Source organism: Sphingopyxis sp., assembly GCF_025869345.1.
GTDB lineage: Bacteria > Pseudomonadota > Alphaproteobacteria > Sphingomonadales > Sphingomonadaceae > Sphingopyxis.
The window spans coordinates 1-21,955 of record NZ_JAOZVW010000160.1 but is presented as its reverse complement, the minus strand read 5'-3'; the positions used below and the strand labels follow the sequence as shown (position 1 = coordinate 21,955).

20 protein-coding genes are annotated in these 21,955 nt (G+C 66.3%); 9 read left to right on the top strand and 11 right to left on the bottom strand.

From position 1 onward, the window contains the following. Positions 1–236 precede the first annotated feature (236 nt). Genes OJI97_RS18525 through rsmA form a run of 3 tightly spaced genes read left to right on the top strand, consistent with a single transcriptional unit; the run spans position 237 to position 3,429 of the window. Positions 237–1,577 (top strand): peptidylprolyl isomerase, encoded by a 1,341-nt coding sequence (locus OJI97_RS18525; protein ID WP_297665962.1) that lies wholly within the window; start codon positions 237–239, stop codon positions 1,575–1,577. Then, positions 1,577–2,596 carry a 4-hydroxythreonine-4-phosphate dehydrogenase PdxA gene (pdxA, locus tag OJI97_RS18520; RefSeq protein WP_297665960.1) on the top strand — a complete coding sequence of 340 codons (1,020 nt, stop codon included), beginning with the start codon at positions 1,577–1,579 and terminating at the stop codon, positions 2,594–2,596. The genes OJI97_RS18525 and pdxA overlap by 1 nt, the downstream gene beginning before the upstream one ends. Continuing rightward, positions 2,593–3,429, top strand: a complete 837-nt coding sequence (gene rsmA / locus OJI97_RS18515) for a 16S rRNA (adenine(1518)-N(6)/adenine(1519)-N(6))-dimethyltransferase RsmA (protein WP_297665959.1) — start codon at positions 2,593–2,595, stop codon at positions 3,427–3,429. Before pdxA ends, rsmA begins: the two co-directional genes overlap by 4 nt. A gap of 111 nt (positions 3,430–3,540) precedes the next feature. Here the strand turns inward: rsmA and OJI97_RS18510 are convergent, their stop codons facing one another. After that, the gene (locus OJI97_RS18510) at positions 3,541–4,512 is read right to left on the bottom strand and encodes a DUF3011 domain-containing protein (RefSeq protein ID WP_297665958.1); all 972 of its coding nucleotides are present in this window, start codon (positions 4,510–4,512) and stop codon (positions 3,541–3,543) included. Between the two features lie 170 nt (positions 4,513–4,682). On the opposite strand from OJI97_RS18510, the gene murA reads away from it, so the two are divergent. After that, positions 4,683–5,966 (top strand): UDP-N-acetylglucosamine 1-carboxyvinyltransferase, encoded by a 1,284-nt coding sequence (gene murA / locus OJI97_RS18505; RefSeq protein WP_297665956.1) that lies wholly within the window; start codon positions 4,683–4,685, stop codon positions 5,964–5,966. Positions 5,967–6,006: 40 nt separating this feature from the next. Here murA and OJI97_RS18500 read toward each other — a convergent pair whose 3' ends face one another. The 10 genes from OJI97_RS18500 to OJI97_RS18455 form a co-directional block, all read right to left on the bottom strand. Next, positions 6,007–7,275, bottom strand: coding sequence for an alpha/beta hydrolase (locus tag OJI97_RS18500; RefSeq protein ID WP_297665954.1), 1,269 nt, complete (start codon positions 7,273–7,275; stop codon positions 6,007–6,009). A gap of 35 nt (positions 7,276–7,310) precedes the next feature. Continuing rightward, positions 7,311–8,270: a DMT family transporter gene (locus tag OJI97_RS18495; RefSeq protein WP_297665952.1), complete on the bottom strand. Its 960-nt coding sequence runs from the start codon at positions 8,268–8,270 to the stop codon at positions 7,311–7,313. Beyond that, positions 8,267–9,277, bottom strand: coding sequence for a low specificity L-threonine aldolase (locus tag OJI97_RS18490; protein ID WP_297665950.1), 1,011 nt, complete (start codon positions 9,275–9,277; stop codon positions 8,267–8,269). The genes OJI97_RS18495 and OJI97_RS18490 overlap by 4 nt, the downstream gene beginning before the upstream one ends. 42 nt (positions 9,278–9,319) lie before the next feature. Further along, the gene (locus OJI97_RS18485; RefSeq protein ID WP_297665948.1) at positions 9,320–10,048 is read right to left on the bottom strand and encodes a hypothetical protein; all 729 of its coding nucleotides are present in this window, start codon (positions 10,046–10,048) and stop codon (positions 9,320–9,322) included. Positions 10,049–10,117: 69 nt separating this feature from the next. Next, positions 10,118–10,318 carry a hypothetical protein gene (locus tag OJI97_RS18480; RefSeq protein ID WP_297665946.1) on the bottom strand — a complete coding sequence of 67 codons (201 nt, stop codon included), beginning with the start codon at positions 10,316–10,318 and terminating at the stop codon, positions 10,118–10,120. A 104-nt stretch (positions 10,319–10,422) separates the two neighbouring features. Beyond that, a complete protein-coding gene (locus OJI97_RS18475) occupies positions 10,423–11,640 on the bottom strand; it encodes an argininosuccinate synthase (protein WP_297665944.1) in 1,218 nt (405 codons plus the stop codon). Between the two features lie 97 nt (positions 11,641–11,737). Next, a complete protein-coding gene (locus OJI97_RS18470) occupies positions 11,738–12,022 on the bottom strand; it encodes a hypothetical protein (RefSeq protein ID WP_297665942.1) in 285 nt (94 codons plus the stop codon). 624 nt (positions 12,023–12,646) lie between these two features. Next, entirely contained in the window at positions 12,647–13,792 is a 1,146-nt protein-coding gene (locus OJI97_RS18465; protein ID WP_297665965.1) for an aminotransferase class I/II-fold pyridoxal phosphate-dependent enzyme, read from the bottom strand. A 223-nt stretch (positions 13,793–14,015) separates the two neighbouring features. Next, positions 14,016–15,266, bottom strand: coding sequence for a cyclopropane-fatty-acyl-phospholipid synthase family protein (locus OJI97_RS18460; protein ID WP_297665940.1), 1,251 nt, complete (start codon positions 15,264–15,266; stop codon positions 14,016–14,018). Between the two features lie 194 nt (positions 15,267–15,460). Continuing rightward, the gene (locus OJI97_RS18455) at positions 15,461–17,173 is read right to left on the bottom strand and encodes a class I adenylate-forming enzyme family protein (protein ID WP_297665938.1); all 1,713 of its coding nucleotides are present in this window, start codon (positions 17,171–17,173) and stop codon (positions 15,461–15,463) included. Positions 17,174–17,308: 135 nt separating this feature from the next. Here OJI97_RS18455 and lgt point away from each other — a divergent pair, with 135 nt between their 5' ends. The 5 genes from lgt to OJI97_RS18430 all read left to right on the top strand — a co-directional run bounded on the left by lgt (position 17,309) and on the right by OJI97_RS18430 (position 21,863). Further along, positions 17,309–18,130 carry a prolipoprotein diacylglyceryl transferase gene (gene lgt / locus OJI97_RS18450; protein WP_297665936.1) on the top strand — a complete coding sequence of 274 codons (822 nt, stop codon included), beginning with the start codon at positions 17,309–17,311 and terminating at the stop codon, positions 18,128–18,130. Positions 18,131–18,200: 70 nt separating this feature from the next. Next, the gene (locus tag OJI97_RS18445; RefSeq protein ID WP_297665964.1) at positions 18,201–19,187 is read left to right on the top strand and encodes an SAM-dependent methyltransferase; all 987 of its coding nucleotides are present in this window, start codon (positions 18,201–18,203) and stop codon (positions 19,185–19,187) included. Then, positions 19,184–19,702: a GNAT family N-acetyltransferase gene (locus tag OJI97_RS18440; RefSeq protein WP_297665934.1), complete on the top strand. Its 519-nt coding sequence runs from the start codon at positions 19,184–19,186 to the stop codon at positions 19,700–19,702. Before OJI97_RS18445 ends, OJI97_RS18440 begins: the two co-directional genes overlap by 4 nt. Beyond that, entirely contained in the window at positions 19,699–20,460 is a 762-nt protein-coding gene (gene pgeF, locus OJI97_RS18435; RefSeq protein WP_297665932.1) for a peptidoglycan editing factor PgeF, read from the top strand. Before OJI97_RS18440 ends, pgeF begins: the two co-directional genes overlap by 4 nt. Positions 20,461–20,579: 119 nt before the next feature. Then, entirely contained in the window at positions 20,580–21,863 is a 1,284-nt protein-coding gene (locus OJI97_RS18430; RefSeq protein WP_297665930.1) for an MFS transporter, read from the top strand. The last annotated feature ends 92 nt before the right edge of the window (positions 21,864–21,955 follow it).

Here is a 21,955-nt window from a genome sequence, read left to right as displayed (position 1 = left end):
GATCCATTCTCTCGGCGCCGGATGAATGGATCCCGGATCAAGTCCGGGATGACGAGAGTGATTGGGCAACGTCCGCTTCCCATCCCGAACCCGACATCGCCCGCCCGCTCAGCTTCCATTCAGCGTCGCGAACCTAGATCGGAGCCCAGTTATGGACATGCTGGCGCGGATTGCGCTGGACCATCGGGCGTGTCCGCTGATACGGAGCGTGCCGGTATTTCTCGAATAGGATGGCAATGACCAAATTTTCGACCATGATCGGGCTGATCACCGTGGCCGCCGTGGGTGTGACGCCGGTGCTGGGCCAGACCGTTCCCGACACCGAAGTTCCGACGACGAGCCTCAACATCCCCGGCAACGTCAAGCTGTATGGCGACGACAAGCCGAACGTCTATCGTCCCTCGGCGACGGTGAACGGCGAGATCATCACCGCGACGGACATCGAACAGCGGATGGCGCTGATCCGCATCGCGAACAACAATGCCGATCTGCCGGCCGACGAAGTGCAGCGGCTGCGCCAGCAGGTGTTCAGCAACCTGATCGACGAAAAATTGCAGATCCAGGAAGCCAAGGCCGCGAAGATCGACATCGACGAGAATGTCGTCAACGAACAATTCGCCCGCCTGGCCGCGCGCTTCAAGCAGACCCCCGAGGAATTTTCCAAATATCTCGAATCGAAGGGATCGGCCGCCGCGGCCGTGAAGCAGCAGATTCGCGGCGAATATGCCTGGGACCGCCTGCTGTCGCGCAACATTCAGTCGACGACGAACGTATCGACCGAGGAAGTCGATTCGATCGTCAAGCAGATGAACGAGGCCAAGGGGCAGGACGAGTTCCACCTCGGCGAAATCTATCTGTCGGCGACCCCCGAAAATGCCGCCGCGGTGGTCGAGAACGCGCGCAAGATCATCCAGGCGCTCCAGGCCGGCGGCAGCTTTGCCGCCTATGCGCGCCAATTCTCCGAAGCGTCGACCGCGGTCGTCGGCGGCGACCTGGGCTGGGTGCGCGGCGGTCAGTTGCCCGCCTCGATGGCCGACGCGGCGCAGCAGATGGCGCCGGGTCAGCTCGTCGGCCCCCTCGAAGTGCCCGGTGGCATATCGATCCTGCTGATGATCGACCGGCGCCAGGTGCTGACCGCCGATCCGCGCGACGCGGTGCTGAGCCTGAAGCAGGTCTCGCTCGACTTCGCGCCGGGGACGAGCGAGGCGCAGGCTGCGGAGCTCGCAAGCAAATTCGCCGAAGCGACGCGCGGCATCGCCGGGTGCGGCGGCGCGGACAGCGTCGCGGCCTCGCTGGGCGCGCATGTCGTCGCGCGCGACAATATCGCGATGCGCGCGCTGCCGGCGCCGCTGCAATCGACCCTCGCGACGATGCAGGTCGGCCAGACGACGCAGCCCTTCGGCGCCGCGAACGAAGGCATCAGCGTCCTGGTGCTGTGCGGCCGCGAAATGCCGAACACGGCGTCCGAGCCCGATCGCGCCCAGATCGAGGAGAAGATCCTCGAGGACAAGGTCAACAAACGGGCCCAGCGCTATCTGCGCGACCTCCGGCGCGATGCGGTGATCGAATATAGCTGATGCCTGATATCGACGAGCGACGGCCGATCGCGGTTACCATGGGTGACCCGGCGGGCGTCGGCCCCGAAGTCGCCGCGCGGGCCTGGACCGCGCGGCGCGAACACCGCTTGCCGCCCTTCGTCGCCATCGGCGACATCGCCGCAGTCGAAGCCGTATGGGACGGCCCCGTGGCGCGTGTCGGCGACATGGAGCAGGCGGTGCGGGCCTTCGACACCGCCCTTCCCGTCTGGCATCTCGAAGACAGCGGGCCGCTGGTCCCCGGGCATCCGACCCCGGCGGGCGCGACCTGCGCGCTGCACGCACTCGAAACCGGCATCGGCCTGACCCGCACCGGCGCCAGCGGCGCGCTCGTCACCGGATCGGTGTCGAAACATGCGCTGCACGGCATCGGCTATACCCACCCCGGCCAGACCGAATTCATCGCCGAGCGCTGCGGCGTCACCGCGACCAATGCGGTGATGATGCTCGCCGGACCCGCGCTGCGCGTCGTGCCGCTGACCGTCCACATTCCGCTCGCCGACGTGCCCGAGCGGCTGACCGCCGAGCTGATCGCCGCCAAGGCGCGGATCGTCGCGCGCGGCCTGTCGCGCGATTTCGGCATCGCTGCCCCGCGCATCGCGATCGCGGGGCTCAATCCCCACGCGGGCGAGAACGGCCAGCTCGGCGACGAGGAAATCCGCATCATCGCCCCCGCGGTCGCACAGCTCGCCGACGAGGACATCGTCATCGACGGACCGCTCGCCGCCGACGCGCTGTTCGCACCGGGCATCCGCGAGCAATATGACGCGATCCTCTGCGGCTATCACGATCAGGCGCTGGCGCCGTTCAAGGCGCTGCATTTTCACGATGGGGTCAATCTGACCCTCGGGCTGCCGATCATCCGCACCTCGCCCGACCATGGCACGGCGTTCGACATCGCGGGGACCGGCCGCGCCGATCCGGGGCCGACCATCGCCGCGATCGCGATGGCGGCGCGCATGGCGACCGCGCGCGAGCGCAGCAGCGCCCCGGCAAAGTGACCGCCGCACCCAATCGCCCGCTGCCGCCGCTGCGCGAAACGGTGCGCGCGCACGGTCTGTCGGCGAGCAAGGCGCTGGGGCAGAATTTCCTGTTCGACGAACAATTGCTCGATCGCATCGCGGCGCTGCCCGGCAATTTGGACGGCCAGACGGTGTTCGAGGTCGGCCCCGGCCCCGGAGGGCTGACCCGAGCGCTGCTCCGCGCGGGCGCGACCGTAATCGCGGTCGAGCGCGACGACCGCTGCCTGCCCCTGCTCGGCGAACTCGGCGACGCGTTCGATGGGCGGCTGACGGTGATCCCCGACGATGCGATGGCGATCGATGCCGATGTGTTGGTGGGCGGGCCCTATCATATCGTCGCGAACCTGCCCTATAATGTCGGGACCGCGCTGTTCACGCGCTGGCTCGAGCCGAAAAGCTGGCCGCCGCTCTGGAAATCGCTGACCTTGATGTTCCAGCAGGAGGTTGCCGAACGCATCGTCGCCCCCGTGGGAAGCGGCGCCTATGGCCGGCTTGCGGTGCTCGCCCAGTGGCGCTCGAACGCGAAAATTGCGATGAAGGTGCATCGTTCGGCCTTCACTCCGCCGCCGAAGGTGATGTCGGCGATCGTCCATGTAACGCCCGCTGCCGAACCCGAAGGCGTCGATCCGCGCATCCTGTCGAAGCTCACCGAAAAAGGCTTCGGTCAGCGGCGCAAGATGCTGCGGCAAAGCCTCAAAGGCATGGCGGGCGCGGTCGAGGCGCTCGACGCGCTCGGCATCGCCCCGACCCGCCGCGCCGAGACGGTCAGCGTGACGGAATGGGTCGCACTGGCACGGGCGCTGACCGGCTGACCGGATTTGAATCGCCACCGAACCGCGTGACGCGGTTCTTCCTGCGAAAAGAAAGGGGCGAGGGAGCGACGTCCGCTCCCTCGCCCCTTGAAACAGACTGACGCCGCCCCTTCAGTTGAAATCGAGCTGAATGATTTCCCTCGGCGTCGCGCGGCAGTACATTTCGAGCGATTTCGCTCCATCCGGATAGGTCGCGGTCATCGCGGCGCGGATGCGCCAGCCGCCGTTGCCCTGTTCCAGTGAGACGAGCTTGTCATAGGACAGCCGCGTTCCGCCGGTCGCACCGATCTGCCGCGCGGCGTCGTTCATGCAATTCTGCACCGATGGACGCGAAGCGCTCGGCAGACCGCTCAGATTCGCGCTGAGTGTCGCGGGACCGCTCGCGGCGGGCGGCGGCGTGCTGGCCTCCGCGCTGCCGTCGTCCTTCTTCTTTTTCTGGCTCGCGAGCAGCGCGAGCAGCCCGCCCGCGACGACGATGCCGCCGATGATCAGGCCGGTGCTCGGTCCTTTGTCTTTTTCGGGCTTCGGACCAGGCAGCGGCGCGAGATTGGCATAGCCATAGCCGAATTCGGCGCGGCAGCCGTTCGTCACCCAGATCAGGTTCGCGTCATACCCCCATTGGCGCCCGGCGTTGCACTTACCGCCGAGCTTGCGGAGCAATTCGACGCGCCCGTTCGTCTGAACATTGCATTGTTCGTAGCGATTGCTGCGCGACTCGCAGCGCAGCGTCCCCGCATAATCGCGACCGGGATAGGAGCCCCCGTTCGAATAGCCGTAGCGAAACTCGGCGCGGCAACCGCCCGAAACCCATATCTGATTGGCGTCGAAACCCCAGTCGCGCCCTTTCGAGCAGCGCCCGCCGATCACCCGGGCCAGTTCGACGCGATTGCTTGTCTTGACCTTGCAGCGCTGTTGTCTGTTGCCATAGGATTCGCAGCGGATCGTTCCCGCATAATCCCGGTCATATCCCGCCGATCCGCCCGGCGGTGGATAGGGGTAGGTGGTCTGGGCAAAGGCCGGAACGGCAAGCTGGCCGACGACGAACGATACGGCCGTGGCGCCCGCGACGACGGGATTTCGCATGGTAGTTTCTCCCTGTTGAATGTCTTGCCCTACAGTCCTCATTTCCTTCGACTAATCCATGCGGGATGGTTTCACATTTTCACCGCGAACGCCATCGCCAAATGCCGGGCGATGGACGCGCCGTCGCGGCATCCGCTTGCGCGCATCCGCGCATCCGCTAAGGACAGCCGATGGATCAGATCGTCATTCGCGGCGGCCAGCGACTCAAGGGCCGTATTCCCATCTCCGGCGCCAAGAATGCGGCGCTCACCCTGTTGCCCTGTGCGCTGCTCACCGACGAGCCGCTGACCTTGCGCAATCTGCCGCGACTCGCCGATGTCGACGGCTTCGGCCATTTGCTCAACCAGCTCGGCTGCTCGACGACGATCGAGGGATCGCGGCCCGAGGATTTCGGCCGCGTGATGACCGCGCGCGCGACCACCCTCACCTCGACCGTCGCGCCATATGATATCGTCCGCAAGATGCGCGCGTCGATCCTCGTCCTCGGCCCGCTGCTCGCGCGCGCGGGCGAAGCCACCGTGTCGCTGCCGGGCGGCTGCGCGATCGGCAACCGGCCGATCGACCTTCACCTGAAAGCGCTCGAAGCCTTTGGCGCCGAGATCGAGCTCGCTTCGGGTTATGTGAAGGCGAGCGCGCCCGGCGGACGGCTGGCGGGCGGCAAGTTCACCTTCCCGGTCGTGTCGGTCGGCGCGACCGAAAATGCGGTGATGGCGGCGGTGCTCGCCAAAGGCACCTGCATCCTCGAAAACGCGGCGCGCGAGCCCGAGATCGTCGACCTGTGCAACTGCCTCGTCGCGATGGGGGCCGAGATCGACGGCATCGGCACCGAGACGCTGACGATCGAGGGCGTCGACCGGCTGCACGGCGCGACGTATCGGGTGATGGCCGACCGCATCGAAGCGGGCAGCTATGCCTGCGCCGCGGTGATCACCGAAGGCGACGTCGAACTGGTCGGCGCCAAGGCCGACGAGATGGAGGCGACGCTCGCCGCGCTGCGCGAAGCGGGCGCGACGGTCGAGGAGACCAAGGCGGGCATCCGCGTCGCCATGTCGGGCCGCGCGCAGCCCGTCACCCTGTCGACCGCGCCCTACCCCGGCTTCGCGACCGACATGCAGGCCCAGTTCATGGCGATGGCGACGCTCGGCACCGGCGCCTCGCTGTTCACCGAGACGATCTTCGAGAACCGCTACATGCACGTCCCCGAATTGGCGCGCATGGGCTGCGACATCGACGTGCGCGGCCGCAGCGCGGTGGTGCGCGGCGTCGAGAAGCTGATCGGCGCGCCGGTGATGGCGACCGACCTGCGCGCTTCGATGAGCCTGATCATCGCCGGCCTCGCCGCCGAGGGGCAGACCGAGGTCAACCGCGTCTATCACCTCGACCGCGGCTACGAACGGCTGGAAGAGAAGCTCCAGGCCGTCGGCGCCGACATCGAGCGGATCAGCGCGGGGTAGGCGTCACACACCCCTCACTACCTTATCTCGGGGAAGCTTTCTAGCGCTTGCCGGTCAAATGCTCGGCACGCCCGTAACGCCCGGCGACATCGCCCTTGATCCAATCGCCGAGCAGTTTCAGATAGCCGTCGGTGAGCCGCGTGACGTCGCGCGATCCGTCGGGATGCTGGACATATTCCCACATGCCGTGATCGGTTTCGGGAAAGAGATAGACGTCGACCGGCTTCCCCGCCGCCGCGAGGTCCATCAGCGCGCCGCGCGTCGTTTCGATCGGCGCTTCGCGATCCTCGCCGGCGAGCACCCACAGCAAGGGCGTGTCGAGTTTCCGCAGCACCGCGACCGCGTCATAGTCCCAGATCAGTTCCAGATTGTCGAAGCGCGCGCGCCCGATCCGGCGCAGTTCGGCGTCGGAGAGGCGTGCCATCGCGCCGCTATATTCGCCCTCGACCTTCGCGGCCCACGGCTTGCCTGCCATTTCGCGCCGCACCGCATCGAGTTCGGCATAGCCCTGCGCGAAGTTCGACAGCAGCAAGGTCGCGGTCGCCTTCGACAAGCGGCCGACGAGCGCTTCGGCATCGGCGCCCAATCCGGCGGCGCGGACTTCCGACACCATCTGTTCGCGGTCCTCCTCGATCGGCGAGGCGACGAGGCCGAAGCCGACCGCGACGAAATCGGCCTTGGTCAGCGTCGCGGCGCGCGGCGCGACCCAGCCGCCCTGGCTGCCGCCGAAGAAACCCGCGCGGCCGAACCGCCCCGCCGCCATCCGCCGCGCCGTGTCTAGCGCCTTCGCCGCATCGGTCGCCAGCAGCTCGAAATTCTGCGTATATTCGCCTTCCGAGGCGCCGGTGCCGCGCTTGTCATAGACAAAGACCGACAGTCCCTGCGCTGCCATCGCATAGCCATAGAGGCCGCCGATCGGCGAACTGCGTTCGGAGCCATGCACCATTACCACCAGCGGGCGCCTGGGGTCGGCGCCCGGCGGCTCGATCAGCATTCCGGTCAGCTTTGTCTCGACGCTGTCGAAGGTCGCGGGCGTTTCGCGAAAGGCGATCCGCGTCCATGCCTTGCCCCCGACGCTCACCGCGCCCCCATCGCAGGCCAGCGGCGCGCCGGCCTCGTTCGTCGCGCCGCGGCGCCCGTCGCGAAACTGATAGCGAAGGCCGGGTTCGGGAACCGCCGGTGACGGCACCAGCACGACGAAATCGCCGTCCGCGGCGCGATAGGTTCCGGGCTGACAGGCGCCTTGCGCCGATGCCGGGGTTGCCGCAGCGACGGCGATAAGGGCGATTGCGATGGAGACAATTTTCATGAGGCCGTCTTATCGACATAAGACAGCCATGACAATCAGGACTCCGGTTCGACCGGCACCGACACCATATTGCCGCTGACCGACGGCCGTTCGGGCCGCTTCGCCACCGCGATCACCAGCCCGACGAGCGCGACCGCGCCGCCCGCGATCGACAACGGCGCCCAGCGATAGCCTTCGAACGCCGTCGAAAAGCCCATCGCGATGATCGGGATCAGCACGCTCGACCACGCCGCCTGCCCCGGCCCGACCGCACGGATGACATTGAAATAGAGCGGAAAGGTCACCGCGCTCGCGACGATACCGAGATAGAGGATGCCGCCGAGATAGACGGGCGTGGGCTCGATCACCGGCGGCCCGGTGGTGATCCAGGCATAGCTGCCGTCGGCGAGCACGCCGAACAACATCGCCCACGCGATCATCACGACCATCGACTGCGCCCGCGCGATCGCAGTCCCCTGCATGACATTGGCGGTCGATGCGCTCATCACCCCGGCAAGCGTCAGCGCGGTGCCGAGCAATACCTCGCCCGCGCCGAGCGCCGCGGCGCGATATTCGTGGAGGATCATCAGCCCGACCCCGGCGATCGCGATCCCCGCACCGGCAAGGAAGCGCTTCTCCAGCGGCGATTTCAGAAACAGGCGCCCGAGCAGCGTGTTCGGCACGATCAGCAGCGCAAAGAGCACCGCGACGAGCCCCGAGGTGATATGCTGTTCGGCGCGATAGACGAAATTGAAGTTGAAGGTGAACTGCGCGATCCCGAGCAGCACCGCAAAGGCCATCGCCCTCGGCTCCAGCAACAGGCGCTCGCGCCGGATCGCCGCAAAGGCAAACATCGCGATGGCAGCGACCGAAAAGCGATAGGTGACCGACCAGCTCGGCGGCACGATGCCGAGCTGCCCCTTGATGACGATCCACGTCGATCCCCAGATCAGCGTGACGAGCGCGAAGGGGATGAGGATGCGCGGGCTGAGCAGCGTCGCTGGCTGCTCGCTCATAGCGCCGCGATGGCGGCCGCGAGCGGCGCGACCGCCGCGGCGTCCTGATCCCAGCTCGTGACGAGACGCGCCGCGCCTTCGCCCCAGTCATAGAAATCGAAGCCCCGGCCGCGCAGCGCCGCCGCCTCGGCCGTGCTCAACCGGACGAACAGCTCGTTCGCCTCGACCGGATACATCAGCCGGCCGCGACAGGCCATCGCCAGCGCCGCTGCCCCGGCATTGGCGGCGCGGGCATTGGCGAGCCACAGATCGTCTTTCAGCATCGCCCGGATCTGCGCCGCAACGAAGCGTCCCTTGCTGAGCAGGTGGCCGCCGCGCTTCTTGAGTTCGCGCACCCCGGCACCACCGCTGCCGCCGAAAAAGACGAGCGCTTCGGCCATCATCGCGCCATTCTTGGTGAAGCCGAAGGACAGGGCATCGACCCCGGCGCGCCACGTCACATCGGCGGGCGAACAGCCGAGGAAGGCGACCGCATTGGCGAAGCGCGCGCCGTCCATGTGGAGCTTCATGCCGTTGGTCCTCGCGATCTCACTGATCGCGCCGACTTCATCGGGCCGCCATGCGAGGCCATATTCGGTCGCGTTGGTGATGCTGATCGCGGCGGGCTGCACCTGATGGACGTCCTTGCGGATGCCGGCGATCCGGGCTTTCAGCGCCTCGGCGTCGATCTTCGCCCCCGTGCCGGGCAGCGTCATCAGCTTGGCGCCGCCCGAGTAAAAGGTCGGCGCACCGCATTCGTCGACCTCGATATGCGCTTCCTCGTAGCAGAGGATGCCCTGCCACGGCCGCACGAAATGAGCGAGGATGATGCTGTTCGCGGCGGTGCCGGTCGAAATCCAGACGACTTCGCATGTCGTCTCGAACAGCTCCGAAAAGGCGGCATCGAGCGACTGGCTGAGCGCGTCGCCGTCATAGGCGGTGTCGACATGGTTGGCGGCGGCGAGTGCCTCCATCACCGCGGGATGCACGGCGGCGGCATTGTCGGAGAAAAAGCGCGAGGCGGTCATCGAGGCGCCCCTTAGCGCAGGAAGGCGCGCCGCGCTAACGCATTAATTTTTTGAGAGTCCCGCCGGATCGTCGGTATCGTCACCGCCTGTCGCGCCATGCGCGAGGCTGGCACCGCCGACGACGCCAAGCCCGCCCGCCATGCCCATTCCGCCGCCCATGCCGCCACCTCCGCCGCCACGCCCTCCTCCCCCGCCGCCTTCGCCGCCGCGGCCCGAACCGCCGCCTTTTCCGCCGCTCGAAGGCCGGGTCGGCCCTTGCAGCGGGATTGCCGAGTCGGACGGCACCGGGTCGAGGTCGAGCGCGTCGCGGATGAAATCGCGCAGCGCGACGACCAGATCGTGGACATGCACCGGACGCCCCTCGACCAGTTCGCGCGCGGCGCGGCTGGCAAGGCGAACCTGGTCGGCGGTGCCAAGCAGGATGATGTCCGACAGCGCCGCCTCGACCGCGTCGCGAATCCGGCGCGGCCGGTCCGAGTCGCCGCCCGCCGGATCGGTGGCGGGTTCACCGGCCTCCGCTCCGACGCGGCGGAGGTCGCGCAAGTGGCGCGGGTCGACCATCAGATTGCCGGTGAACGAGCCGCCGAGCGTCTTGTAGGCCGCGATCAGCGTCCGCAGCCGCTCGTTGATCTGGCGGTTGATCCGCTCGCGGCGCTGCTGGATCGTCATCATCACCACCAGGCGGATGCCGACCCCGATCAGGGTGAAGAGCGCCAGCCCGAGCAGGGTGGCCCCGATGCTCTGCCATGAGGAAAAGTCGAAATTGCGCACCGGCGATGTCCCCTGCGGCGAAAGCCCGTCCCTTCTGCCGCCCGCCCGGCTGCCGCGCCAGCCCCAATATCAGTCGTCCCGGTCATGGACGTGGCGGCGGCGGTAAATCCAATAGCCATGGGTGCGCGACCGGCGGGCGAGATAATCGCCCGGCAGGATCAGCCGCGTATAGGTGCCGTTGCGCGTCATCAGCTTCGCGACGCGCGGAATCAGCAGCAGGCAAGGCCGCCATTCATAAGGCGAGAAATCTTCGGGCGAGTCGCCGACCATCGGCCACCAACCTTTCTGTCGGCAGCACCCCCGCGAATCCTATAGCATTCCGCCGCCCGATCGCCAATCCACTGGCGAAGGGACGCGCCCGCCGTCCCGAAGGATCAGCGATCGCGCCGCGCGAGCAGCTTCAGACGCAGCGCATTCAATTTGATGAAGCCCGCCGCATCCTTCTGGTCATAGGCGCCCGCGTCATCCTCGAAGGTCACATGGCGTTCGCTATAGAGACTGTGCGGCGACTTGCGGCCGACGACGCCGGCGTTGCCCTTGTAGAGCTTGAGGCGGACGGTGCCCGACACCTTTTCCTGGCTATGGTCGATCGCCGCCTGCAGCATCTCGCGCTCGGGCGCGAACCAGAAACCGTTGTAGATGAGCTCGGCATATTTCGGCATCAGCTCGTCCTTGAGATGCGCCGCGCCGCGATCGAGCGTGATGCTTTCGATGCCGCGATGCGCGCGGGCGTAGATTTCGCCGCCGGGCGTCTCGTACATGCCGCGCGACTTCATCCCGACGAAGCGGTTCTCAACGAGGTCGAGGCGGCCAATGCCATGCTTGCGGCCGAGGTCGTTGAGCGCCGCGAGCAAGGTCGCGGGCGACATCGCCTGTCCGTTCAGCGCGACGCCGTCGCCGCGCTCGAAATCGATGGTGATATATTCGGGCGCGTCGGGCGCGTCCTCGGGGTTCACCGTGCGCGAATAGACGTAATCGGGGGTCTCTTCCCACGGGTCCTCGAGCACCTTGCCCTCCGACGAGGTGTGGAGCAGGTTGGCGTCGGTCGAGAACGGGCTTTCGCCGCGCTTGTCCTTGGGGACCGGAATCTGGTTCTTCTCGGCAAAGTCGATCAGCGCGGTGCGGCTGGTCAGGTCCCATTCGCGCCACGGCGCGATCACCTTGATGTCGGGGTTGAGCGCATAGCAGGACAGTTCGAAGCGCACCTGGTCGTTGCCCTTGCCCGTCGCGCCGTGCGCGACCGCGTCGGCGCCGGTTTCCTTGGCGATCTCGACCAGCCGTTTCGAGATCAGCGGGCGGGCGATCGAGGTGCCGAGCAGATAATCGCCCTCGTAACGCGCATTGGCGCGCATCATCGGAAAGACGAAATCGCGCACGAACTCCTCGCGGACGTCGTCGATATAGATATGCTCGGGCTTGATCCCCATCAGTTCGGCCTTGGCGCGCGCCGGGGCCAGTTCCTCGCCCTGCCCCAGGTCGGCGGTGAAGGTCACCACCTCGCAGCCATAGGTCACTTGCAGCCATTTCAGGATGACGCTGGTGTCGAGCCCCCCCGAATAGGCAAGGACGACGCGCTTGATGGACTCGGACATGGGGACACCTTCTGGCGGGAGACAGTGCGGGCGCGGCTAGCAGGCCCGCCCGCGCGGCGCAACGGGCTGATCGGGCGAACAGGCGGAAAACGCGTCCTTACCGCTTCGCCTTGCCCGGATGGGGCCAGCATTTTTCGCAGCGGCGCCAGCATTTCACGTCGGGCATCGCGTCGCGGGCGCGGGTCGGGTGCGGCGGACGCACGCCCGCGGTGATCGCGGGGTCGAGACCTTCGGGAACCGCGGTCTTGTGGCACATCATGCAGTTGCGGCGATAGAATTGCGGGGTCAGCTCCTGTTCCTGCGGCTTCGCGAAGACCGGATCGGTGCCGATCAGGCCGAGCAGCAGCAGCGACAGCAACAGGCTGGATGAAAGCGGCCGCATGATCCTTCGCCTTTCCTCCCGACTCCCGACTATCGTGACAGCGGGCTTAGCACAAAATGCAGCGCGCGCGTCTAATCGAGCCTGCCCGGCATATTGCTGGCAAACCACGCCTCCAGCTGCGCGCAGGCTTCGCGCGCCATGTCGGTGGTCACCGTAATTTCATCCACAATTCTCATTTTCTTCCATACAGGAAGAATCTCCCAATGAATATCAAGTCTACAAAATAGAGCGCTACGGCAATTATAAGGCCAATTTCCAGAAATCCATTCTTCTCACTTACAAATATAGTCAAAGCGGCCAGCGCGAGGCACGCCATTCCAATGACATGCGCTCTACTCCAAAAAAAGAATTATCTTCTAGAAACCCAGTAATTTTAGCTTTTCCAGATATAAGAGACATCCCATTGATCGCAGAAAAATGAAGAATAAATAGTAAAACTATAACTATAGCAATATTCATATTATTTCTGCTCGCAAAAAGCGATAGACGCCTCAATTTACGGTGACACGAATTACAGAATTAAGGTAACAGGCGCATAATTCCATAATTATCATTAGAATTACAGCGATAGTTTGTCCATCAACTTGCACTCGAAAGCCGATCCCCCAGACAGATACACCACCCTTATTCGGTCCCCACAAGCAGATTGCTGGCAAACCACGCCTCCAGCCGCGCGCAGGCCTCGCGCGCCATGTCGGTGGTCACGGCATAGCTGAAACGGATGAAGCTGGCGCCGCGCTCGGGGTCGAAATCGAGCCCCGGCGCGGTGGCGACGCCGGTATCCTCGAGCAGCCGCTTGCACAGGGTCAGGCTGTCGTCGGTCAGATGCGCGATCGAGGCATAGACATAGAAAGCGCCGTCCGACGGGGCGATGTCGGTGATACCGATCCGGGCCAGGCAATCGATCAGCAACTGGCGGTTGCGGCGATACATGGCGACGCGGGCGTCGAGCTCTTCCTCGCAGTCGAAGGCGGCGAGCGCCGCCTGCTGGCTGAGCGCGGGCGGCGACAGGAACAGATTGCCGAGCCGCGCGCGCGCTTCGGCGACCAGATCGGGCGGGCAGACGATCCAGCCGAGGCGCCAGCCGGGCATGCCGTAATATTTGGAGAAGCTGTTGATGACGAAGGCGCCGGGGTCGTATTGCAGCAGGCTGTGCGTTTCGGCGCCATAGCTCAGCCGGTGATAGATTTCGTCGGAGATGATGCGGACGCCCCGCGCGCGGCAGGCGTCGGCAAGGTCGGCGAGCTCGGCGGGCGGGATGATCGTCCCGGTGGGATTGGCGGGGCTGGCGACGATCAGCCCGTCGGGCGCGGGATCGGCCTCGCGGATATGGCGCGCGTGGATCTGGAAGCGGTCGGCCGCGCCGCATTCGACCTCGACCGGGACCATCTGCAAGGCGCGCAGCGAATTGCGATAGGCGACATAGCCGGGCCGCGCGGTCATCACGCGGCTGCCCGCCGCGAAGCCGGTGAGCAGCGCCAGCACGAGCGCCGGCGAGGCGCCGCAGGTCAGCAAAATTCGCTGCGGATCGACATCGACGCCATAATGCTCGCCATAATGGCGCGCGATGCGCTGGCGCAGCGGCACGCTTTCCCAATAGCCCATGTCGGGTTCGCCCAGCGCGGCGCGCGCCGCCGCGACGGCGCCGGCGGGGGCGCCGTCGGCGGGCTGGCCGAATTCCATATGGATTACCGAACGCCCCTCCGCGCGCAATTTGCGCGCGAGGGCGCTGATCTCGATGGCCCGGAACGGCTCGATGCCCTGCGACAGGGGCGAATTGGTCATGGTGCGATCTCACGGTGGCGACAGAGAGGGCACGGCCCCCGGCTGGCTCATAGCTCTTTGACCGCGGAGATTCCAATCGTGCGTTCAGGGCACGTCGTCATTGCGACCCCGGCGAAGGCCGGGGGAAGCAATCCAGGGCGGTTTACGCCTGCTCTGGATTGCCGCGTCGCTTCGCTCCTCTCAATGACGATCCAGGCGAAGGTCACCGTCATGCCAAACCCATTTCCCGATATTTCGCTTCGGCCTCGGCCATATAATCGCGCGTCAGCGGCAGCGCGTGGCGGCTGCGCGCGAACTGGATCTGATAATTGCCCATCCCGCCGCTCTCGAACGCCGAGGTCGCTCCGGCGAGGTAGAAGGTCCACATGCGGAAAAAGCGCTCGCCCATCATCGCCACGATCTCGGCTTTGTGCGCAAGCGTGCGCGCATACCATTGGCGCAGCGTCAGCGCATAATGCAGCCGCAGCGTCTCGACGTCGGTGACGATCAGGCGGCTTTTTTCGCTCGCCGCCAGCGTCTCGCTGAGCGCGGGGATATAACCGCCGGGGAAGATATATTTGCGCGTGAACGCGTCGGTCGCGCCCGGCTTGCCGAAGCGCCCGATGCTGTGGAGCAGCATCACCCCGTCGGCGGTCATCAGGTTGGCGCAGGCGCGGAAAAAGACGTCATAGTTCGGCGCGCCGACATGCTCGAACATGCCGACCGAAACGATGCGGTCGAACCGCCCCGGCTCGCGCGCGGCAAGGTCGCGATAGTCGATCAGCTCGAAGCGGACGCGGCCGGCGACCCCCGCTGCCTCGGCGCGCTGGCGGGCGAGCGCGAGCTGTTCGTCCGACAGGGTGATCCCCAGCACCTCGACCTGTTCGAGCTTCGCGAGGGTGATCGCCATCCCGCCCCAGCCGCAGCCGATGTCGAGCACCCGCTGCCCCGGTTTCAGCGCGAGTTTGGCCGCGATATGTGCCTTCTTCGCCGCCTGCGCTTCGTCGAGCGTCATGTCCGCACGCGGCCAGTAAGCGCAGCTATACTGCATGTCGGCGTCGAGGAAGAGGCGGTAGAGGTCGTTGCCGATGTCGTAATGATGCTGGACATTGGCGCGCGAGCGGCGGCGGCGGTTGACCGAGCCAAGCCGCGTCTTCACCCCCTCGACCCGCCGCCCGAGCCACGTCTTGTCCCTGAGCTTCGCGCCGCGATCCCACGGCGTGTTCATGCGGAGGAGACCGATCAGCGTCATGATGTCGCCCTCGGTCAGTTCCATCTCGCCGTCCATGAACGCCTCGGCCGCGCCGAGACGCGGATCGAGGATCACGCGGCGCATCGCGCGGCGGGTGGTGAAGCGCACCGCGACCTCCGGAAAGCCCGGCGCGGGCTCGCCGAAATGCTCGGCGTGGCCGTCGGGATCGATGACGGTCAGCCGGCCGTGACGAATGACGCGCGACAGGAAAGGGCGGAGAATGGACATGGGCGCGACCTCATCATCTTTTGGGGCCCCTGCCGATTCAGGATAGCGAGATTGCGTTCATAATCAATGCGGTCGTCGGGAGAGCTCTTCGTCATTGTGAGCGCAGCGAAGCAATCCAGAGCGGTTTACGCCACTCTGGATTGCTTCCCCCGGCTTTCGCCGGGGTCGCAATGACGCCGAAAAGAGCAGTAAACTTAGGCGACCACCTCCGCCGCATATTCCTCGCGGTATCGCGTGCGCAGGGTCACCTTGTCGATCTTTTCGCTGCCGAGCTTGGGCAGCGCCTCGTTCGACATCCACATCCTGAGCGGCACCTTGTAGGGCGCGAGGCGCTGGCCGAGGAAGGCGGTCATGTCCTCGGCGGTGACGGCGCTGCCGGGCTTCATCCAGATCACCGCGCCGACCACCTCGCCCAGCCGTTCGTCGGGCAGGCCGAAGACCGCGCATTCATTGGCTTCGGGATGCTCGTAGATCGCGGCTTCGACTTCCTGGCAGCTGATATTCTCGCCGCCGCGGATGATGATGTCCTTCTTGCGGTCGACGATGAACAGATAGCCGTCCGCATCGACATAGCCGAGGTCGCCCGAGCGGAAATAGCCATTGTCGAAGAAGGCCGCCTTCGTCGCCTCGGGGTTGTTCCAATAGCCCTCGAAATTGCACACCGAACGGATGCACACCTCGCCGACGCCGCCCTGCGGCAGTTCGTCGCCATTGTCGTCGAGGATCGCGAGATCGACGAGCGGCTTCGACGCGGGGCCGGTCGACAGCGGCTTTTCGAGATAATTTTCGTTGATGATGCCGCAGCCGACGGCGTTGGTCTCGGTCAGGCCATAGCCGAGCAAGGGCTTGCCGTCGCCCATCTCGGTCGCGAGGCGGCGGACATGTTCGGGCGGGCGCGGGGCGCCGCCGCCGGCGTAGCTCTTGCACGTCGACAGATCGTAATTCTTGCGGTTCGGGCTGACGAGAATTTCATAGCTCATCAGCGGCACGCCGACGAAATAATTGACCTTTTCGTCCTGGATCAGCCGCATCGCCTCGTCGGCGCTCCATTTCGGCATCAGCACCAGCTTGCGGCCGAGCGCGAAGCTTTGCAGGAATACCGGGATTTCGGCGGTGACGTGGAACAGCGGGGTGCAGATCAGCGTCGCGGGCTGGATGTCCGACATCTGCCCGTCCTCGGTCAGCAGATGGACGATGCTCGCGGTCTGCGTCACATAGTTGAAGATCGCCTGCACGACGGCTTCGTGCCGCGAATAGGCGCCCTTCGACTGGCCGGTCGAGCCCGAGGTGAAGAGGATCGTCGCGAGGTCCTGGCCGGTCAGCACCGGCAGCGCGGTGTCGGCGCTGCCGCCCGCGCCGGTGATCGGCGTCAGCGCGGCGTCCAGCGGCTGCGCAATGTCGAGGGTGATCAGCTTCGCGCCGTGCGTGACGCCGGGCTCGGAAAGCCGCGCGGCGCGCTGAACGTCGGCGATGACCAGCATCGCTTCGGCATCGTCGATCCCCGCCGCCAGTTCGGCGCCCTGCCACCAGCCGTTGAGCAACGTCGCGCAGCCGCCCGCGAGCAGGATGCCGAGATAGGTGACGCACCACGCATTGGCGTTGCGCATCGCGATGGCGACGCGGTCGCCGCGCTGCACGCCGTGCCCGTCGATCAGCGCCGCCGCGACCTTGCGTGCGGCGGCATGGACCTCGGCGAAGCTCAGCCGTTCATTGCCCTCGACCAGAAAGGTCGCATCGCCGTGCAGCCCGCTGAAATAAGCGACATAGTCGGCCAGATTCGTCGGCGCGTTGGTGATGAAGGGCAGCTCGCGGCCGAAACGTTCGACGGAGCCGACCGCGATCGGACCGCCCGGACCGGTGATCAGGTCATAAGCGGCGTCCAGGCGCAGATCGAGCGCGGAAGGCATGGGGCATCTCTCCTCTTGGTCTCGCTCGCCTTACCCCCTATGGGGAAGGCCTCTCCTGGGGAAGGACAGCGCGACTATATGTTTCTTTTTGCAACCTTAGCCGAAGCGACGCAATATCTTAACTTCCGGGAATTCATGGGAGAGCATAGCGAGATCGCGTTCAGCGTCTTCGGCCTGCCGATCCGCTGGTATGCGCTCGCCTATCTCGCGGGAATCTTCCTCGGCTATTGGTATCTTCTCAAACTGATCGCGCAGCCCGGCGCCCCGATGGCGCGCCGCCATGCCGACGACATGATCTTCTATGCGATGCTCGGCATCATCCTCGGCGGCCGGCTCGGTTACGTCCTCTTCTATAATTTCGAGGTCTATTCGCAAAAGCCGCTCGATATCTTTCGCCTGTGGGACGGCGGCATGTCGCTGCACGGCGGGGTGATCGGGGTGCTGATCGCCATCTGGTATGTGACGCGCAAGGAAAAGCTCAGCTTCCTGCGCTTTTGCGACTATATCGCCTGCGTCGTGCCGATCGGGCTGTTCCTCGGCCGGCTCGCCAATTTCGTCAACGGCGAGCTGTGGGGCCGGGTCGCCTACGTCCCTTGGGCGATCGTCTTTCCGAACGGCGGCCCCGAACCGCGCCATCCGAGCCAGCTTTACGAAGCCGGACTCGAAGGAATCGTGATGATGGCGGTGCTCGCCTTCTTCTTCTGGCGCACCGACGCGCGCTACAAGCCGGGTTTCCTGTTCGGGCTCGCGGCGATCGTCTATGGCCTCAGCCGCTTCACGGTCGAGTTCGTGCGCGAGCCGGACGTCCAGCGCCAGTGGGTGGTCGACATGACTGGCCTGTCGATGGGCCAGTTGCTGACGGTGCCGATGATCCTCGCCGGTGTCTGGCTCGTCGCAACCGCGAAGGGACGCCGCCAGCGCGTCGAGCCGGTCGCGGGGACGGACAGCGTTGCGTGACGGTCCGCCGACCCCCGAACGGCTGATTCAGGACATCGCCGCGGCCCGGCCGACGACCGTCGCCGACTATATGGCGGCCGCGAACGCGCATTATTATGCGACACGCGACCCGCTGGGCGCGGCGGGTGACTTCACCACCGCGCCCGAGATCAGCCAGATGTTCGGCGAGTTGATCGGCCTGTGGATCGCCGACCTGTGGACCCGCGCGGGGACCCCCTCCTTCCGCTACGTCGAGCTCGGCCCCGGCCGCGGCACGCTCGGCGCCGACGCGCTGCGCGCCGCGTCGCGCTTCGGCTGCGCGCCGCTCGGCATCCATCTGGTCGAGACGAGCCCAGCCTTGCGCGCCGCCCAATCGGCGCGGCTGCCCGAGGCGGAGCATCATGACGAGGTCGACGCGCTGCCGGGCGACGCGCCGCTGGTCATCGTCGCCAATGAATTTTTCGACGCGCTGCCGATCCACCAATATGTCCGCACCGCCGAAGGCTGGCGCGAACGCATGGTCGAACGCCGGAGCGGGGCGCTGGCGCCGGCCGCGGGCAAGATACCGGCCGACGAGGCCATCCCCCCGGCCCTGCGCGATCACCCCGACGGCACGATCGTCGAGACCGCCCCCGTCGCGGCCGCGATCATGCAGCGCTGCGCTTTCCGCCTCGCGCGCCAGGGTGGCGCGATGCTGGCGATCGATTATGGCCATGCCGGACCCGCCGCGGGCGACACGCTGCAGGCGGTGAAGGCGCATCGCTTCGCCGATCCCTTCGCCGACCCCGGCGAGGCCGATCTGACCGCGCATGTCGATTTCACCGCGCTCGCCGAGGCGGCGCGGCCCGCCGGGGTGGCGGTCAGCGACCTCGCGACGCAGGGCGACTGGCTGCGCCGGCTGGGCATCGACGCGCGGCTGAAAACATTGGCGGCCGCGGCACCCGGGCGCGCCGACGAGCTTAAGGGCCAACGCGACCGGCTTGTCGAAGCCGATGCGATGGGCGACCTGTTCAAGCTGATCGCCCTCACTGCCCCCGGCTGGCCGCAGCCGGCAGGATTTACCGGAGACCCCGCATGACCGCCATCCAGCTCGCGAAGGCCGAAGAGGCCGAAGAACTGTCGCGCTTCGCCGAAGCGTCCTTTGTCCACACCTTCGGGCATATCTACGACCCCGCCGACCTCGCCGCCTTCCTCGCCGACTGGAACCCGCCCGCGCGCATCGCGGCGCAGATCGCCGATCCCGAATGGACGATCGCGCTGATCCGCGGCGACGACGGCGCGATCCTTGGCTTCGCCAAGCTCGGCCCGATCGATTTCCCGATCCCCGAAGGCCATCCCACCGGCGACGCGACCGAACTCCACCAGCTTTACGTCGCGCCCGAGGCCAAGGGCACCGGGGTCGCGGCGGCGCTGATGGACTGGGGCATCGCCTGGGCGCGCGAGCGCGCGTCGATCCTCTATCTGTCGGTCTTCACCGAAAATCCGCGCGCGCAGGCTTTCTATCGCCGCTATGGTTTCACCGACATCGGCCGCAACCCGTTCCGCGTCGGCAACCATATCGACGAGGACCGCATCTGGAGGCTCGACCTGTGACCCCGCCTTTCACCACCGCCGCGCCGCTCGCGGGCGTGCCGCACGGCTTCTTCGGGCGCCGCGGCGGCGTGTCGAGCGGCGATCTCGCGTCGCTCAACTGCGGGCTCGGATCGGGCGACGATCCGGCGCTGATCGCCGAAAACCGCCGCCGCGCCGCCGAAGCGATCTTGCCCGGCGCGGCGCTGACCGGCCTCTATCAGGTGCATGGAAACCGCTGCGTCATCGTCGACGCGGCGAGCGACCTGGCCGCGCGGCCCGAAGCCGACGCGCTCGCGACGCGCACCCCCGGCCTGCTGCTCGGCATCCTTACCGCCGATTGCGTGCCGGTGCTGTTCGCCGATGCGGCGGCCGGAGTCGTCGGCGCCGCCCATGCCGGGTGGAAAGGCGCGATCGCCGGGGTCACCGACGCGACGCTGGGCGCAATGGAAAGCCTGGGCGCCGCCCGCGCGCATATCGTCGCCGCGATCGGCCCGTGCATCGGCCGCGCCTCCTATGAAGTCGACGCGGCTTTCGTGCAGCGCTTCGTCACCGACGATCCGGCGAACGAGCGATTTTTCGCAGCGGGCAAGCCGGGGCACGCGATGTTCGACATCGCCGCCTATGTCGCCGCGCGCCTCGCCGCCGCCGGGGTCGCGACGGTCGCGATCGGCGGGCAGGATACTTATGCGGAAGGCGCGGATTATTTCAGCTATCGCCGCGCGTGCCACCGGCGAGAGAATGGTTATGGGCGGCAGATTTCGGTGATCGGGCTGAGCTGAACACGGCGTTTCATTCCTCGTCACCCCGGACTTGATCCGGGGTCCCGCTTCATCGAAGAAAGCGGGATGCCGGGTCAAGCCCGGCATGACGAATGAAAATGGGCGGGAGACTGGACGGAATGAAAGCCCTGGCGATACCGCGCAAGCGCCTGCTGTCGATCATCGGCGGCTCGGCGGGCAATCTGGTCGAATGGTACGACTGGTTCGCCTATGCCGCCTTCGCCATCTATTTCGCCCCGGTCTTCTTTCCGAAGGAGGATCCGACCGCGCAGCTTTTGAGCACCGCGACGATCTTTGCCGTCGGCTTCGTCATGCGCCCGATCGGCGCGTGGGTGATGGGGCGCTTCGCCGACGCGTGCGGACGCAAGGCGGGACTGACGCTGTCGGTCGCGCTGATGTTCGGCGGCTCGCTGCTGCTCGCGGCCGCGCCGACCTATGCGCAGGCGGGGCTGTTCGGCCCCGCGGTGCTGATCGCGGCGCGCGTGCTGCAGGGGCTATCGCTCGGCGGCGAATATGGCGCGAGCGCGACCTATCTGTCCGAAATGGCGCCGCGCGCGCATCGCGGTTTCTGGGCCAGTTTCCAGTATCTGACGCTGATCGGCGGCCAGCTTTGCGCAATCTTCGTCGCGATCATATTGCAGGCCTTTCTGACCGAGGCGGAACTGACCGCCTGGGGCTGGCGCATCCCCTTCGTGATCGGGGCGCTGCTCGCACTCGGCGTCTATGTGCTGCGCCGCAGCCTCGCCGAAACGCCGTCGTTCGAGAATCAGGCGGTCGACCGCCCGGTCTCGACCGCGAAGCTGCTGTGGAAGGAGCATCGGCGCGAAAGCATCCTCGTCGCCATGCTGTCGGCGGGCGGCGGGCTCGGCGCCTATACCTACATCACCTATATGCAGAAATTCCTGTTCAACAGTGTCGGCTTCGACAAGGAGACCGCAACCTGGATCATCGCGGCGGCCTTGCTCTGGTTCGCCGCGATGCAGCCGGTGTTCGGCGCGCTCGCCGACCGCTTCGGGCGCAAGCCGATGCTGCTGCTGTTCGGGATCGGCGGCGCGATCGTCGCGGCGCCGACCTTTTTCGCGCTCGAAACGGTGACCTCGCCGGTCACCGCTACGCTGCTGATCCTCGTTCCGCTGACCTTGCAGAGCGGCTATACCGCCAACAACGCGCTGGTGAAGGCCGAGCTGTTTCCCGCGCACATCCGCGGGCTCGGCGTCGCATTGCCCTATGCGATCGGCAATGCGATCTTCGGCGGCACGGTCGAGATGGTCGCGCTCTGGCTCAAGGGCCAGGGGGTCGAATGGCTCTTCTACTTCTACGTTGCGGCGGTGATCGCGATGGCAGGCGTCGCGACCTTGCTGCTGCCGGAAACGAAGGAACGCAGCCTGATCGTCGAGGATTGATCGGGGAGAATGAGCCCGCAAAGGGAGCTCTGCTTTCTTCGTCACCCCGGACTTGATCCGGGGTCCCGCTTTCCACCGTCGCTGAGCGGGAC

Excerpts from the sequence above, each read along its gene's own strand:
- OJI97_RS18525 (WP_297665962.1), top strand. The coding sequence starts at position 237 with ATGACCAAATTTTCGACCATGATCGGGCTGATCACCGTGGCCGCCGTG.
- pdxA (WP_297665960.1), top strand. The coding sequence starts at position 1,577 with ATGCCTGATATCGACGAGCGACGGCCGATCGCGGTTACCATGGGTGAC.
- OJI97_RS18510 (WP_297665958.1), bottom strand. The coding sequence starts at position 4,512 with ATGCGAAATCCCGTCGTCGCGGGCGCCACGGCCGTATCGTTCGTCGTC.
- murA (WP_297665956.1), top strand. The coding sequence starts at position 4,683 with ATGGATCAGATCGTCATTCGCGGCGGCCAGCGACTCAAGGGCCGTATT.
- OJI97_RS18500 (WP_297665954.1), bottom strand. The coding sequence starts at position 7,275 with ATGAAAATTGTCTCCATCGCAATCGCCCTTATCGCCGTCGCTGCGGCA.
- OJI97_RS18495 (WP_297665952.1), bottom strand. The coding sequence starts at position 8,270 with ATGAGCGAGCAGCCAGCGACGCTGCTCAGCCCGCGCATCCTCATCCCC.
- OJI97_RS18490 (WP_297665950.1), bottom strand. The coding sequence starts at position 9,277 with ATGACCGCCTCGCGCTTTTTCTCCGACAATGCCGCCGCCGTGCATCCC.
- OJI97_RS18480 (WP_297665946.1), bottom strand. The coding sequence starts at position 10,318 with ATGGTCGGCGACTCGCCCGAAGATTTCTCGCCTTATGAATGGCGGCCT.
- OJI97_RS18475 (WP_297665944.1), bottom strand. The coding sequence starts at position 11,640 with ATGTCCGAGTCCATCAAGCGCGTCGTCCTTGCCTATTCGGGGGGGCTC.
- OJI97_RS18470 (WP_297665942.1), bottom strand. The coding sequence starts at position 12,022 with ATGCGGCCGCTTTCATCCAGCCTGTTGCTGTCGCTGCTGCTGCTCGGC.
- OJI97_RS18460 (WP_297665940.1), bottom strand. The coding sequence starts at position 15,266 with ATGTCCATTCTCCGCCCTTTCCTGTCGCGCGTCATTCGTCACGGCCGG.
- OJI97_RS18455 (WP_297665938.1), bottom strand. The coding sequence starts at position 17,173 with ATGCCTTCCGCGCTCGATCTGCGCCTGGACGCCGCTTATGACCTGATC.
- lgt (WP_297665936.1), top strand. The coding sequence starts at position 17,309 with ATGGGAGAGCATAGCGAGATCGCGTTCAGCGTCTTCGGCCTGCCGATC.
- OJI97_RS18445 (WP_297665964.1), top strand. The coding sequence starts at position 18,201 with ATGGCGGCCGCGAACGCGCATTATTATGCGACACGCGACCCGCTGGGC.
- OJI97_RS18440 (WP_297665934.1), top strand. The coding sequence starts at position 19,184 with ATGACCGCCATCCAGCTCGCGAAGGCCGAAGAGGCCGAAGAACTGTCG.
- OJI97_RS18430 (WP_297665930.1), top strand. The coding sequence starts at position 20,580 with ATGAAAGCCCTGGCGATACCGCGCAAGCGCCTGCTGTCGATCATCGGC.